The organism is Bradyrhizobium jicamae, assembly GCF_001440395.1.
Taxonomy (GTDB): domain Bacteria; phylum Pseudomonadota; class Alphaproteobacteria; order Rhizobiales; family Xanthobacteraceae; genus Bradyrhizobium; species Bradyrhizobium jicamae.
This window is the reverse complement of record NZ_LLXZ01000204.1, coordinates 380-13,054: the sequence shown is the minus strand read 5'-3', so window position 1 is coordinate 13,054 and position 12,675 is coordinate 380. Positions and strand designations below refer to the sequence as shown.

Sequence of the window (12,675 nt, the reverse complement as noted above, 5' to 3'; positions counted from 1 at the left end):
GGACGCACGCGGCGCCGGCGGCAGCGGCGGCAATTCGGCAAGCGGCGGCGGGCGGTTCGTCGCGCGCGGCACGACGACGTCCATGAGCTTCAGACTCGCGGTAAACGAGACGACGACGACCACAAGCGCGATCGCAATCGTCTTCAGACGCATCGGCAGACGCATCGTCCCCCCGAGCCCTCAATGAATCGCCCCACAACATTTTACAGGGAAGGCGAGAGACGCGCCAGTGCAGCGGGTTCCCATGGCCCTGCCCGTTTGACGGACATTCCCGAGACTTCAATTCGACGCCCCTCCCTTGGCTCGGCGTGCTGGATTGGATCATCTGGCCGAGTTGGCGGTTTCACGCGGCCATTTCCTCCGATCTGTTGACTCCAGATTTTATAGTAACTACTATAAAAAATGTAGTAAGATCGGAGTTGCCGATGTCCGCAGTATCGTATGTTGCCCGCCCGGCCGACGCCCGCAGCTTCTGGCTCGGCTTTGCCGCATACCTTGTTCCGACCTTTCCGATCGCCTTCGTCTGGCATCTCGTGCTGTTCGAGCAGAAGTATCATGCGCTCCAGATCTATCGCGACGAACCAGTGATCGCCTTTGGATTGGGTTCAATGATCATCCAGGGCGCGATCTTCTCGTGGTTGTTCCCGCGCGTATTCACGCGGGGCAGCGGGTCTATTCTGAAGGACGGGCTCTTGTATGGTCTTGGCGCAGGCCTGTTGTCGTGGTCGTTCACCACGCTCGCTGTTGCAGCCAAAAATGTGATGATTTCCGTGCCGGACTTTGTGCTGCTCGAAACCGCGTTCACGATTCTACAGTTCGCCATCGTGGGCCCGCTGATCGCCCTCGCCTACAGAAGATGATGCGGAGGAACTAATCTCGAAGGCATGAGCAATCTTCACTATCCGCAATTCTGCGCGCTTGCCCGCGCGGCGGAAATCATCGGTGAGCGTTGGACTCTCCTGATTATTCGGGAGCTCCTTCTCGGGCCGAAGCGATTTGGCGATCTGCTGGATCATCTTGATGGTATGAGTCCCACCTTGCTGACAGCGCGCCTTGCCACCCTGATCGAATGCAACGTCGTGCGGCGAACTGTTTTGCCGCGGCCGGTCAATGCGCAGGTGTACGAGCTGACGGAGATCGGCCGGGAAATTCAGCCCGCGATCCGGGAGTTGATCCGCTGGGGCGGCCGCTTCCTGTTCCCGCCGGTGCCGGGCGACACGTTCGAGCCGGACTGGGTGATGCTTGGCCTTGATGCCATCGCGAAGCGTTCACCCGTGCCGGAAATCAACGTCGGTCTCATGGTTACCCATGGCAAGAAATCGGCAGGCTTTACCGTCGCAGGCGGCGGCTCAGGCACGTCGATTCAGAGAGGCATCACGGATTGCAAGGGGACATTGGAAGCGCCGTTTGACGCGGTGTTGCAGATTGTTGGAACGAGCGTCTCGCTTCAAGACGCAATCGAAGCGAAGCGCGCCAAAGTCATCGGCTCCATGGCGCTGGTTCGCAAGCTTCCACTGCTGTTCGACCTGGCCGAACGTCGGCGCATCGCGCCCGCTGCGCACTGATAGGAGCAATCGAAAAGCGGAGTTCCAAGGAGAGAGCACTAGCCTCAACTGGTGAACAGGAGTCGAGCATGAAGAAGTTTGTGCTGCTGCACTACGGATTTGAAAAACCCACCCCGGAAATCATGTCCGCCTGGAGCAAATGGTTTGAGGCAACCAAGCCGCATACCGTAGACATGGGCGGTTTCGGGAATGGTCGAGAAATCTCGAAGGGCGGAACGAAGGACCTTCCGCTCGGCCCCGACTCCATTACCGGATTCACGATCGTCAACGCGGCGAATCTCGACGACGCGGAGAAGATGGCGCAAGGCAACCCTTTCATTTCGAGCATTCGAATCTACGAAGTGAGGTCGGGCTAACACGGTGCTGAGGACAAAATCGGCCCCGGCAATGCCGGGGCCGATTTCACCGTGGAAATTATTCGTGCCTAGCGGATGGTGCGGCCGAGATCGGCGCGGCGATCCGTCATCGGCAGCACGATCACCTTGGTTCCGACGCTGACCCGCGAATAGAGGTCTTTGACGTCTTCATTGGTGAGGCGCAGGCAGCCTGAGGAAACGCGGGTACCGATCGTCTCCGGCGCGTTGGTGCCGTGGATGCGATAGATGGTGCCGCCGAGATACATCGCGCGGGCGCCGAGCGGGTTGCCGGGGCCGCCGGCCATGTGGCGCGGCAGATAGGGCTGGCGGGCGATCATTTCCGGGGGCGGGGTCCAGGCCGGCCATTCCGCCTTGCGGGTGATCGTCTGGGTGCCCGACCAGGTGAAGCCGTCACGGCCGATGCCGATGCCGTAGCGCATCGCCTGGCCGTTGCCGAGCACGAGATAGAGATAGGTGTTGGGGGTATCGATGATGATCGTGCCCGGCGCCTCGCGGGTATAGTAGTTCACAACCTGGCGGCGCAGGCGGGCCGGCAGTTCGACCGAACGGTCTTCCTCCTGGGGCGCGACCGCAACCGGCGGCGGGGCGGCTTCGATCTGCGGCAGGAAGAACGGAAACAGCGGCAACGGAGCAGCAGTGGCGGGTGCGGAAAATGCGGTCGCGCCGATCGCCAGCGCGCCCAAGGCGGCGGCAGCAAAGCGGGTGTTCAGCCTGAATGAATTAAACATTGGTCGCCCCTGTTTTAAATGTGCCGCGCCGTTCTCGGCGCGTCGTTGGGGAAACCTGTACCGGTGAACCGTTTCAGGACATTTGCACGAAATCGCCAAAATGGTTTCGTCGCGTTAGGGAATTGTTTCGTTAAGGTTTCGTTGCCGGCGGGCCGTGCCAGGCAGGTGCCTGGCGCGAGCTCAGGGGGTTCAAAAAGAGGCCCAAACAGGAACCCTTGGCATCCGGCGCCGTTGGAGTCGCAGTCCAGAGACAAGCGAGTCCGCCATGACAAGACCAGCGATTTTGTTGGGTGCCGTTGCCTTGCTGCTGCTGTTCGCTCCTGCCAATCCGGCATCGGCGCAGCACGTCATTACCAATCCAGGCAAGTGCGCCCAGTTCTATCCGAATGCAAATTGCCAGAATTATGGGCGAGGCAATCCTTACACGGCCTATGGCTGGCAACGATCGGGAAATCGTCACTACTCGGGCCATCGTTATCACCGCCGCTATTGGCGCTGACGTCAACCTGGGTGGAGGGGCTTTCTCAGGACCGGACATATCCGGCCAGCCCATCCCACAGCAGCTTGGCTGCGGTGACGACCAGAATGGCGTAGCAGGCGCGGTAGAGCGTGCGCTGGTCGAGGCGCTCGTGCAGCCGCCATCCCGCCCAGACGCCGGCAGGCGCCGCCGGCGCACAGAGTGCCATCAGCATCCACAGGCTTTTGGTGGGCGTGGCGAGCGCGAGCCACGGGCCGGCCTTCAGGAGATTGCCGACCGTGAAGAACAGGCTCGTGGTGCCGGCATAGAGCGCCTTCGACATGCCGAGCGGTAGCAGGTACATCGCAAGCGGCGGCCCGCCCGAATGCGCGACCATCGTGGTCACGCCGGAGGAGAAGCCGGCGAGCATGGCCTTCGGCGTCGAACGCGGACGCACCCTGACTTCGCCTCCGCTTAACAGCCAGATCGCGGCGAACACCAGCGTCACCAGGCCCATGACGACCTCGACGGCGTGGCGGTCGAGATCGCGCAGCGCGAAGTAACCGAGCCCGATGCCGACGATGAGCGCAGGCAGCAGCATCGCAAGATCGACGCGAGACCAGGTGTTCGGGCGCCAATAGCGCAGCGCCGTGACATCCATCACCACGAACAGCGGCGCCAGCAGCGCGCCGGCCGCGATCGGGTCCATCGCCAGCGAAAGCAAGGGGATGCCGACGATGGCAAAGCCGCCGCCGAACGCGCCCTTCATGAAGGCGATCAGGAAAACGCCGGAGAGGGCGATCGCGAGCGTGAGAGGCGCGGGCATGTTTGATATCGCTGATACGATCACGGGCGCACCCGCCTAGTCGCGGTCGCTCGCCGCAGGCGCAGTCTCTCACTCTCTCCCGTGAAGCGGAAAGGCATGGGTGGTCCGATGGCAATGTTGTGCGAAGCGTCGTGATCGCGCGCAACATGGCATCGCGCCGGCGCAAGGCGCAACATCAACATTGCTCTCGGTGCATATTGCTCTCGGTGCAATACGCACGAGCGCCGTTCGCGCCTAGCTCGCGCGCATGCGCGGCAAGTCGGCTGCGCGGCATGTCGGCCGAGCCCGCGCTGAGCGGGAAGAGGTTAGAAGTCTTAAGCAGAACAGCAGGCGTGTGCCGCTTGTGAACCTGACGGAGACAAGAACATTGTCAGTGGTACTGCCGCATCGGAAGTGAACTGCAATTCTCGTCAGGCTCGGGGAGGTTTTATGCTACTGCTCTGCCATCTTGCTCAACCAGAGCGAGGGCGCCTTGCTTCCCGGTCGAAGTGTGTCTTACGAATGAATTTTTTTCACGCGTTTCCATGGGAGTCGAATATGCAAAAGCTATTTCTCACATCCATCATCGCTATGCTGATCAGTTCCGCCCATGCGCAGGGCATCACGCGGGATGAACTTAAGAGAGCAGATTTGACCGGAAAGGACATGGATGTCATCGTCACCATCGTTACTGTCCTGCCCGGGGAAAATCTTCCGAGACATATCCATCCGGGCGAAGAGGTCGTTTACGTGCTCGATGGCGCGATGCTTGAGCTGCCGGACGGAAGCCAGAGGCAATTCCCGACTGGAGCAGCGACGATCAATATTCGTAACGTGCCTCACGCCGAATTCAAGGTTGCAGGCGACAAGGCGTTGAAGATGTTGACCGTCCACATCGTGGATAAAGGAAAGCCCGTTACGGAAGTCGTGAAATGACGAACCAGGAATTTCCCAAAGGAACTCCCGCCGCCGCTTCGCGGCGTCGATTCACGCTCTCCAAGGGAGAGGGGAAGTAAGGAGCCGACGTTGCGCCGGTTTGGGATACACATGCCTGATCGAAGCAACGCCGGCCAGGACTGATCAGACCTACCCGACCCGCATCCGTGGCATGTCGGCCGCGCCCGCGCCGAGCACCACGCGGCGGTCGGTGACGGCGTGATGGAACTGTTCGAGCGCGAGAGCGATCACCGACAGATCGCTTTCCTCGACGGTGCCGTCGTCATAGCAATCCAGCGTCTCGCGCAACATGCTGTCGGCCGCATTTTGCATGTCCGCCAGTTGTTCCGGCGTCTCCGCCTTTCTCACCTTCGCAATCAGCTCCAGCAGATGATCGCGATGGGCGATGTACTGCTCGCGCTCGTCCTTGTTCCAGTAATGCCTGAACCAGGCGCCAACCGATCCCAGGCCCGAGAGGATCAGGACCGCGAACCAGATGTAGTCGGTGTATTTTTCGAGGAATGTTCGCTCGTTGCCGTCGATATAGGCGGCGGCGCCCGCATGGGCCGGCAGCGCGGCGTCCTTGTCGGTATCCGGCTTTTCGATCTGCGAGGCGGCCGGCAGTTCACGCGCGAGCTGCTGCCGGTTGGTGAAGAGCTGGCGGGCGAAGGCGGCAACCGCCGTGTCCGACAGCGACTTCGGCGCGATGATCAGATGGTTGATGGCGACGGTGTCGACCTTGTCTTCCGGCCGCTGCGGCGAAGAGCCGAAGATGCTCGCTGGAATTTCCTCGGATTCGTAGACCGGGTTTTTCTTGGCGATGGCGTCGGAAACGTCGATCGGCAGGAATTTCGGCTCGCCGCGGGCCGCAGCCGTTGCCGCGATCGCGTCGACCGTGATCTTGCTCTTGAGCGGGCCGACGGCCATGAAGGCGTCGACCGACTGATCTTTCGCCATTTCGCTGAGCTGACTGGTGGCGAACTGGCTGATCGTGACCTTGTCCGGATTGATGCCGGACTCTTTCAGGATCACGCGCAACAGCGTGACATTGGCCTGCGTACGTCCGATCACGCCGACGCGGTGACCGGCGAGGTCCTCGAGACTCTTGACCTTCGGTGTCGGCTGCTTCCTGGAGCCCTTGGCGGGCAGGCCGGAAGGCGCCCACAGCACGACGACGTTCTTGCGTAGGATGGCAACCGACTCGGCATTCTCCGGCAGGTTCAGGTCTCCGCGCGCCACCGCGAGGTCGGCCTTGCCGGCGGTGAACGAGGCGATGCTCTCCTGTGTCCCTTCCGTCGTGACCAGCGACAGCCGAACCGAGCTGCCCTCGCGTGCAAAGGTTTGCGCCATGAGCTGGACCAGCTTCTGGTCCTCGCTGCCGGCGGGACCGACCGCGATCCGCAGCGTGGTCGGCCGCAGCACGTAATACAGCGTCCCGGCGGCGACGCCGAACGCAAGCATGCCCGCGGCAAGGATCAGCAGCGCGTAGCTCTTCTGCTTTCGCCGGCGGCGCGATCGTGCGGAATTGTCGTTCGGGTCTGACATCATTCTGTCACGTTACCTGAAATCCGTGGAGATGGGTTTAAAAAACAACCTTACAGAACGATGACGTCATACGCCTGAAATATCCATGTCCCAACGTCGAATTCGAGAATCGTTAATCTCGGATTCGAGCCATGAAGATCTTGATTGCGACGGATGCGTGGCATCCACAGGTGAACGGCGTCGTCCGCACGCTGACGTCGCTGGCGAAGAGCGCCGGAGCGCTCGATGCCGACATCAGCTTCCTCACCCCGGACGGGTTTCCCTCGATGGCGCTGCCGACCTATCCGGGCTTGCGCATCGCGCTGCCGAACCGGCGCGAGATCGCGCGCCGCATCGAGGAGGCGGCGCCGGACGCGATCCATATCGCGACCGAGGGACCGATCGGCTGGATGGTGCGTGCCTACTGCCGCCGCCGCAAGCTTGCGTTTACCACGTCCTACACGACGCGCTTTCCGGAATATATCGCCGTCCGCATCGGGCTCCCGGTCGCCGTCGGATATGCGGTGCTGCAGCGGTTTCATGCTGCGGCCTCGACGACCATGGTCGCAACGGATTCGCTGCGGCAGGAGCTTGCCGCGCGGGGTTTCCGCAAGCTCGGCTTCTGGACCCGCGGCGTCGACACCGAACTGTTCAATCCGCATAGCCCCGCTGTGCTCGACCTGCCGCGGCCGATCTTCATGACCATGGGCCGCGTCGCGGTGGAGAAGAATCTCGAAGCGTTCCTGTCGCTCGATCTGCCGGGATCGAAAGTGGTCGTCGGCGACGGGCCGCAGAAGGCGCAGCTCGCAAGGCAATTCCCCGACGCGATCTTCCTCGGCGAGAAGAAGGGTGCGGACCTGACCGCGCACCTTGCCGCCGCCGACGTCTTCGTGTTTCCGAGCCTCACCGATACGTTCGGCGTCGTGCAGCTCGAAGCCCTGGCGTGCGGAACGCCGGTTGCTGCGTTCCCCGTTACCGGCCCAAAGGATGTCATCGCCGATCATCCGATCGGCGCAATCGACACCGATCTGCGCGCAGCGTGCCTGCGCGCGCTGACAATGTCGCGCGAGGCCTGCCGGAATTTTGCGCTGTCGCGTTCCTGGGAAAACAGCGCGCGGCAGTTTCTCGGCAATCTGACCGCGCTGCAGCCGAGCCGCGCGCTGCGGCCGGTGCGCCGGGCGCCCACGACCAGCGCCGTGCAGGGCTAGCGCTGCGAACGTTCGACCATAAAACCAGTCATACGCGTAAGACGAGAAGGCAGGACAATCATGGCAGACATCATCAAGCTTGACGGCACGAGGCCGCTCGATTTCGATCGCGAAACGGTCGAGCAGGCCTATGACCGCTGGGCGCCGGTTTACGACCTGGTGTTCGGCGGCGTGTTCTCAAAGGGCCGCAAGGCGGCGATTGCGGCGACCAACAAGATCGGCGGCCGCGTGCTCGAGGTCGGCGTCGGCACCGGCATCTCGTTGCCGCAATACGCGCCGCATCTGCGCATCTTCGGCACCGACATTTCCGAGTTGATGCTGGAGAAGGCGAAGAAGCGCGTCGACGAACTCGGCCTGAAGAACATCGAGGGTCTTGCGGTGATGGACGCCGAGAACCTGGAATTCCCCGACGATTCCTTCGACGTGGTGATGGCGCAATATGTCGTCACGGCGGTGCCGAACCCGGAAAAGGCGCTCGACGAATTCGCCCGCGTGCTGCGACCGGGCGGCGAGCTCATCATCCTCACACGCGTCAGTGCGGACGCCGGCATGCGCCGCTTCATCGAGCAGCGCCTGCAGCCGGTGGTGCGCCCGCTCGGCTTCCGCACCGCCGAGTTTGCCTGGTCGCGCTACGCGCAATGGCTGGCGGGTGCGCGCGGCATGGAGCTGGCGGAGCGCCGCCTGGTGCCGCCGCTCGGGCATTTCTCGCTGGTGCGCTTCCGCAAAATCGACGTCGCCGCGGCGGCCTGACGCGGGCGTTGCTGCTTGCGTCATCGCGTCGCTCTGCGCCGTCACATGTCAACTTCATGATGTCACATGCCGGACATCGAATCCCGATAGACGTCACACACGAAAGAATGAGGGGGTAGAGAATGATCAAGAATTTTCTGCAGGAACTGCGAACCCAGCGCTGGGACGACCATCGCTACTATCACCACAGCCGCATCAACCAGTCGCTGCACTTCGTCAGCGCCGCGAGCTTCCTGTTTGCCTATGTAATGCTGTTCTTCGACCCCGTGGTGTCGGCGCTGGTCGGCTGGCTGGTGTCGATGACGACGCGACAGGCCGGTCACTTCTTCTTCGAGCCCAAGGGCTACGACCACGTCAACCAGGCGACACATGAGCACAAGGAAGAGATCAAGGTCGGCTACAACCTGCAGCGCAAGGTCGTGCTGATGTCGATCTGGGCGCTGTCGCCGCTGGTGCTGTATTTCAGCCCGACGCTGTTCGGCCTGGTCGAACCCTGGACCTCGAACGCCGACTTCATGCGGCAGGTGGCCAAGGTGTGGCTGGCGGTCGGCATCGGCGGGCTGCTGTTCCGCACTGTGCATCTGTTCTTCATCCGCGACGTCGAGACGGGCCTGGTCTGGATGACCAAGATCCTCACCGACCCCTTCAGCGATCTCAAGCTCTACTACAAGGCGCCGCTGGCGCTGATGAAGGGCGAGCTGATCGATCCGGGCCTGGAGAAGCACGTCAAGCCCGCGTGAGCTGTGGCTTTGAATGCCTGTAACGAACGTCATGCCCGGGCTTGTCCCGGGCATCTACGTCTTGAGGGTCAGCGATTTGCAATGTCAGCAACAACAAAGATGTGGATGGCCGGGACATCTGGCGCGAAGACGCGCTTCGCGCTTTTGCCCGGCCATGATGAAGGAGATGAAGATCTCTCAGGCCGTCATTGCGAGCAAAGCGAAGCAATCCATCTCTCCGCACGGGGATAGATGGATTGCTTCGTCGCTTTGCTCCCTTGCGCAAACGCTTCGCGTTTGTCGCAGGCAATGACGGATGGGGTTAGTCCGGCCATGACAATCGACAGCAGGCCGCCCTTAGCGCCCCAGTCGCTTCCGCAGCATCTCTTTCAAGATCTGCCGCTTGATATCCTTGTTGGTCAGCGAAGCCTCATGCCACCACCAGCCATCGCGCTTCATCTTGTCGGCCGCCGCGACAAAGCGGTCGGCGACCTCGGTGAAATCCGCATCCGTATAGTTGAGGCTGAAGATCAGCCGACCGGTGCCGACCCAGCTCAAGGCCAGCCCCTCGGCGCGCAGATAGTATTGAAGCATCCAGTTGTAGCGGGACGGCTCGGTGTATTGCACCGTCCAGATCGAGGAGAGATTGCTGACGCGAACGGGCAGGTCGTTCGCGGCGAGCCGCTCGTTCAGTGCGGCGGCGCGGCCGTCCCAGGTTTCGTCGAGTCCCTGATAGACCGCGTTGAAGTTCGGGCTGGCGAGACGGCTCAGGAATTCGTCCATCGCCGTCATCACGTAGGGGTGCGAATTGAAGGTGCCGCGGGCGAAGCAGACGTCGGCCGGGCGGTCGTCCCGGAAGCGGCGCATCAAATCCTTGCGGCCGCAGACCACGCCGACGGGAAGCCCACCTGCAAGGCTCTTGCCGTAGGTCACCATGTCGGCGCGGATGCCGAAATATTCCTGCGCGCCGCCGGCGGCGAGGCGGAAGCCGACGAAGACTTCGTCGAAGATCAAGACGATGCCGCGCTCGGTGCAGATGTCGCGGAGTTTCCTCAGCCATTCCGTGTAGGCCGCGCGATCAAATGCGCCCTTGCGGGAAGAGTCGACCAGCGCGGAATCGCCGGGTGCATTGGCGTTCGGGTGGAGTGCCTGCAGCGGATTGACCAGCACGCAGGCGATGTCGCGGCGGGTGCGCAGCACATGCAGCGTCCGCTCCGACATGTCGGCCAGCGTGTAGGTCTCGTGCGGCGACACCGGATTGCCGACGCCGGGCTGCACGTCGCCCCACCAGCCGTGATAGGCGCCGGCGAAGCGAACCAGATACGAGCGGCGGGTGTGGTAGCGCGCCAGCCGCACCGCCTGCATGACGGCTTCGGTGCCGGACATGTGAAACGAGACTTCGTCGAGGCCGGATATTTCGCAGAGACGGCGGACGTTGTCGGTGATGACGGGATGATAGGGGCCGAGCACGGGGCCGAGCGCGCTGGCGCGCTTTTCGGCTTCCGTGATGCATTCCTTGTAGAAGTCGTTGCCGAAAATATTGACGCCGTAGGAACCGGTGAGGTCGTAGAACACATTGCCGTCGACATCGGTGACGGTGACGCCGGCGGAGGACTGCATGAAGGCGCCGGTGCCGAGATTTTCGCGCACCAGCCGGCTGTACTGGAACGGCACCCGATAGTTTTCCGTGAACTGCAGGTCGGAGATCTGCGTCGCGGCCTCGGCCGTCATTCGCCGGCCCTTGGCGTAGCGCTCCTCGAAGAGGCTGGCGAGGCGGAAGAAGGCGTCCTGGCGCTGCATGGCGACGTCGACGGGCGCGCCGTCGGACGCGAAGAAATCGTCGATGTCGAACTCGTAGTGCGGCACCAGCCGCGCCACCATCTTGGACATTTTGGAATGTCCTGATAGCGAGCGGTGCTTGGCGCGCGAGAGCGCCAGCCGCGCCTTGAATTTGGGGAATACTGCCGCGGCGCTTACGGCCGCAGCGGCGGACAGGGAAAGAATCGGAAGGGATGTGTCCATGCCTGAAGCGCTAGCCAATCCACCTGACAGATTGATGACAATCCGCGGCCTGATCGCCCGCTTCACCCAGCAGGAGGATTTAAACTTTCTCCTGACCAACCGCGTCCCGCGGGCGGCACTGACGCGATTCATGGGCTGGTTCAGCAAGATCGAGAACCCGCTGGTGCGCGATGCCTCGATCGCGTGCTGGCGGCTGTTTTCCGATCTCGATCTGTCGGAAGCCAAGAAGACCGAATTCAAGAGCCTGCACGATTGCTTTACCCGCGAGCTTCGTCCCGGGCTACGGCCGGTCGATCCCGACCCGGCCATCGTGGTCAGTCCTTCCGACGGCATCATCGGCGCGCATGGCCGGATCGCCGATACCGAACTGTTCCAGATCAAGGGCGCGCCTTATTCGCTGCTCGATCTGCTCGGCGATCCCGTGCTGGTCGACCAGCACCGCAACGGCCGCTTCCTCACCCTGCGGCTGACATCCAGCATGTATCACCGCTTTCACGCGCCCTATGACGCCACGATCAAGAGGGTGACGTTCATCCATGGCGATGTCTGGAACGTCAATCCGATTGCGCTGAAGCGGGTGGAGCGTTTGTTCTGCAAGAACGAGCGCGCGGTGCTGCGCACGCGGCTTTCGACCGGCGAGGCGCTGACGCTGGTGCCGGTCGCCGCCATTCTTGTCGCCAGCATCCGCCTGCATTTCCTCGATGTCACGCTCAACGCGCAGAGCAGGGGACCAGTGGATTTCGCCTGCTTTGCGCGGGTCAAGAAAGGCGACGAACTCGGCTGGTTCGAGCACGGCTCGACCATCATCGTGCTGGCGCCGGAGAGTTTCGAATTCGCCGACGGTGTCGTGGAGGGAGCACGCATCCGCGCCGGCGAGCCGCTGTTGCGCAAACCCCAGGTTTAGTCTCGATTCTCCCGGCCTTTGCCTCTATATGCTCGCGTTCGCACTGGATTCGCAGTGACGAAAACGCGGGAACAGAGAGATGGCGCGGACGCCGGTGCTGGCGGCGGGGGGCATTGTGCTGCGGCAGGCAAGGACGCCGCTGGTCGCGGTGGTGCGCCTGCGCAAGCGCAATGAATGGGTCCTGCCCAAAGGCAAGCTCGACGACGGCGAGACGCCGCGCGCCGCCGCTGAACGCGAAGTGATGGAGGAAACCGGTCACGATGTTTCCGTGCATGAGTTTCTGGGAACGCTGGTCTATGAATCCCGCGGTGGCTCCAAGGTCGTGCACTACTGGCGCATGCAGGCGGACGACGCGCCGGCGCATGAGTTGATGCGTGACGTGAAGGCGGTGGATTGGCTGCCGCTTGCGGACGCCGTCGACCGGCTCTCGCGTGGTTATGAACGCGCGTTCCTTGAAAATGTCGGCCCGATCGCACTGGCCGCGGCCGCGCATGCCCGCAAAGCGCGGGCCAAGCAGCCGGCGCCGGAAAAGCGCCGGACGAGGCGGATCGGCGAGACAGCGCCGCCCGCGGTCGCTCCCAGGCCTGCCTTGCCGCTGCCTGAGCAACCCGCGCCGCAGGTTGCTGAGCATGACGACGTGATGGCGGCGATCGATACGAGCGCCGGTGCACCCGTTGATG

14 protein-coding genes are annotated in these 12,675 nt (G+C 62.6%); 10 read left to right on the top strand and 4 right to left on the bottom strand.

What is annotated here, in order from left to right:
* The first annotated feature begins 419 nt into the window (after positions 1-419).
* The 3 genes from CQ12_RS35220 to CQ12_RS35210 all read left to right on the top strand — a co-directional run bounded on the left by CQ12_RS35220 (position 420) and on the right by CQ12_RS35210 (position 1,921).
* Positions 420-860, top strand: coding sequence for a hypothetical protein (locus CQ12_RS35220; protein WP_198164337.1), 441 nt, complete (start codon positions 420-422; stop codon positions 858-860).
* A gap of 24 nt (positions 861-884) precedes the next feature.
* Complete coding sequence (locus tag CQ12_RS35215; RefSeq protein ID WP_057839869.1) at positions 885-1,565, top strand: winged helix-turn-helix transcriptional regulator; 681 nt, start codon at positions 885-887, stop codon at positions 1,563-1,565.
* A 68-nt stretch (positions 1,566-1,633) separates the two neighbouring features.
* Positions 1,634-1,921, top strand: coding sequence for a hypothetical protein (locus tag CQ12_RS35210; protein ID WP_057839868.1), 288 nt, complete (start codon positions 1,634-1,636; stop codon positions 1,919-1,921).
* A 68-nt stretch (positions 1,922-1,989) separates the two neighbouring features.
* Here the strand turns inward: CQ12_RS35210 and CQ12_RS35205 are convergent, their stop codons facing one another.
* On the bottom strand, positions 1,990-2,670 hold the full coding sequence (locus tag CQ12_RS35205; RefSeq protein ID WP_057839867.1) for a L,D-transpeptidase: 681 nt from the start codon (positions 2,668-2,670) through the stop codon (positions 1,990-1,992).
* A 265-nt stretch (positions 2,671-2,935) separates the two neighbouring features.
* Between CQ12_RS35205 and CQ12_RS35200 the strand changes: the two genes are divergently transcribed.
* A complete protein-coding gene (locus tag CQ12_RS35200) occupies positions 2,936-3,169 on the top strand; it encodes a hypothetical protein (protein ID WP_157088671.1) in 234 nt (77 codons plus the stop codon).
* A gap of 25 nt (positions 3,170-3,194) precedes the next feature.
* On the opposite strand, the gene CQ12_RS35195 is transcribed toward CQ12_RS35200, so the two are convergent.
* Entirely contained in the window at positions 3,195-3,953 is a 759-nt protein-coding gene (locus CQ12_RS35195; protein WP_057839865.1) for a sulfite exporter TauE/SafE family protein, read from the bottom strand.
* A gap of 537 nt (positions 3,954-4,490) precedes the next feature.
* Between CQ12_RS35195 and CQ12_RS35190 the strand changes: the two genes are divergently transcribed.
* A complete protein-coding gene (locus CQ12_RS35190) occupies positions 4,491-4,868 on the top strand; it encodes a cupin domain-containing protein (protein ID WP_057839864.1) in 378 nt (125 codons plus the stop codon).
* 150 nt (positions 4,869-5,018) lie between these two features.
* Here CQ12_RS35190 and CQ12_RS35185 read toward each other — a convergent pair whose 3' ends face one another.
* Entirely contained in the window at positions 5,019-6,413 is a 1,395-nt protein-coding gene (locus CQ12_RS35185; protein WP_057839871.1) for a TAXI family TRAP transporter solute-binding subunit, read from the bottom strand.
* Positions 6,414-6,544: 131 nt separating this feature from the next.
* Between CQ12_RS35185 and CQ12_RS35180 the strand changes: the two genes are divergently transcribed.
* From CQ12_RS35180 to CQ12_RS35170, 3 genes are all read left to right on the top strand, one after another.
* Positions 6,545-7,600: a glycosyltransferase family 4 protein gene (locus CQ12_RS35180; RefSeq protein WP_057839863.1), complete on the top strand. Its 1,056-nt coding sequence runs from the start codon at positions 6,545-6,547 to the stop codon at positions 7,598-7,600.
* A gap of 60 nt (positions 7,601-7,660) precedes the next feature.
* Positions 7,661-8,350 carry a class I SAM-dependent methyltransferase gene (locus tag CQ12_RS35175; RefSeq protein ID WP_057839862.1) on the top strand — a complete coding sequence of 230 codons (690 nt, stop codon included), beginning with the start codon at positions 7,661-7,663 and terminating at the stop codon, positions 8,348-8,350.
* Positions 8,351-8,472: 122 nt separating this feature from the next.
* Positions 8,473-9,090: a hypothetical protein gene (locus CQ12_RS35170; protein WP_057839861.1), complete on the top strand. Its 618-nt coding sequence runs from the start codon at positions 8,473-8,475 to the stop codon at positions 9,088-9,090.
* 336 nt (positions 9,091-9,426) lie between these two features.
* Here the strand turns inward: CQ12_RS35170 and CQ12_RS35165 are convergent, their stop codons facing one another.
* Positions 9,427-11,091, bottom strand: coding sequence for an aminotransferase class III-fold pyridoxal phosphate-dependent enzyme (locus CQ12_RS35165; RefSeq protein ID WP_057839860.1), 1,665 nt, complete (start codon positions 11,089-11,091; stop codon positions 9,427-9,429).
* Between the two features lie 34 nt (positions 11,092-11,125).
* Here CQ12_RS35165 and asd point away from each other — a divergent pair, with 34 nt between their 5' ends.
* Both asd and CQ12_RS35155 read left to right on the top strand, forming a co-directional pair.
* Positions 11,126-11,995 (top strand): archaetidylserine decarboxylase, encoded by an 870-nt coding sequence (asd, locus tag CQ12_RS35160; protein WP_057839859.1) that lies wholly within the window; start codon positions 11,126-11,128, stop codon positions 11,993-11,995.
* 79 nt (positions 11,996-12,074) lie between these two features.
* Positions 12,075-12,675 (top strand): NUDIX hydrolase (locus tag CQ12_RS35155; RefSeq protein WP_083519614.1); only part of this gene is annotated, 601 nt, incomplete at its 3' end.

Bases quoted from the DNA above. Each gene is read 5' to 3' on its own strand.
- CQ12_RS35215 (WP_057839869.1), top strand. From the start codon at position 885: ATGAGCAATCTTCACTATCCGCAATTCTGCGCGCTTGCCCGCGCGGCG.
- CQ12_RS35210 (WP_057839868.1), top strand. From the start codon at position 1,634: ATGAAGAAGTTTGTGCTGCTGCACTACGGATTTGAAAAACCCACCCCG.
- CQ12_RS35205 (WP_057839867.1), bottom strand. From the start codon at position 2,670: ATGTTTAATTCATTCAGGCTGAACACCCGCTTTGCTGCCGCCGCCTTG.
- CQ12_RS35200 (WP_157088671.1), top strand. From the start codon at position 2,936: ATGACAAGACCAGCGATTTTGTTGGGTGCCGTTGCCTTGCTGCTGCTG.
- CQ12_RS35195 (WP_057839865.1), bottom strand. From the start codon at position 3,953: ATGCCCGCGCCTCTCACGCTCGCGATCGCCCTCTCCGGCGTTTTCCTG.
- CQ12_RS35190 (WP_057839864.1), top strand. From the start codon at position 4,491: ATGCAAAAGCTATTTCTCACATCCATCATCGCTATGCTGATCAGTTCC.
- CQ12_RS35185 (WP_057839871.1), bottom strand. From the start codon at position 6,413: ATGTCAGACCCGAACGACAATTCCGCACGATCGCGCCGCCGGCGAAAG.
- CQ12_RS35180 (WP_057839863.1), top strand. From the start codon at position 6,545: ATGAAGATCTTGATTGCGACGGATGCGTGGCATCCACAGGTGAACGGC.
- CQ12_RS35175 (WP_057839862.1), top strand. From the start codon at position 7,661: ATGGCAGACATCATCAAGCTTGACGGCACGAGGCCGCTCGATTTCGAT.
- CQ12_RS35170 (WP_057839861.1), top strand. From the start codon at position 8,473: ATGATCAAGAATTTTCTGCAGGAACTGCGAACCCAGCGCTGGGACGAC.
- CQ12_RS35165 (WP_057839860.1), bottom strand. From the start codon at position 11,091: ATGGACACATCCCTTCCGATTCTTTCCCTGTCCGCCGCTGCGGCCGTA.
- asd (WP_057839859.1), top strand. From the start codon at position 11,126: ATGACAATCCGCGGCCTGATCGCCCGCTTCACCCAGCAGGAGGATTTA.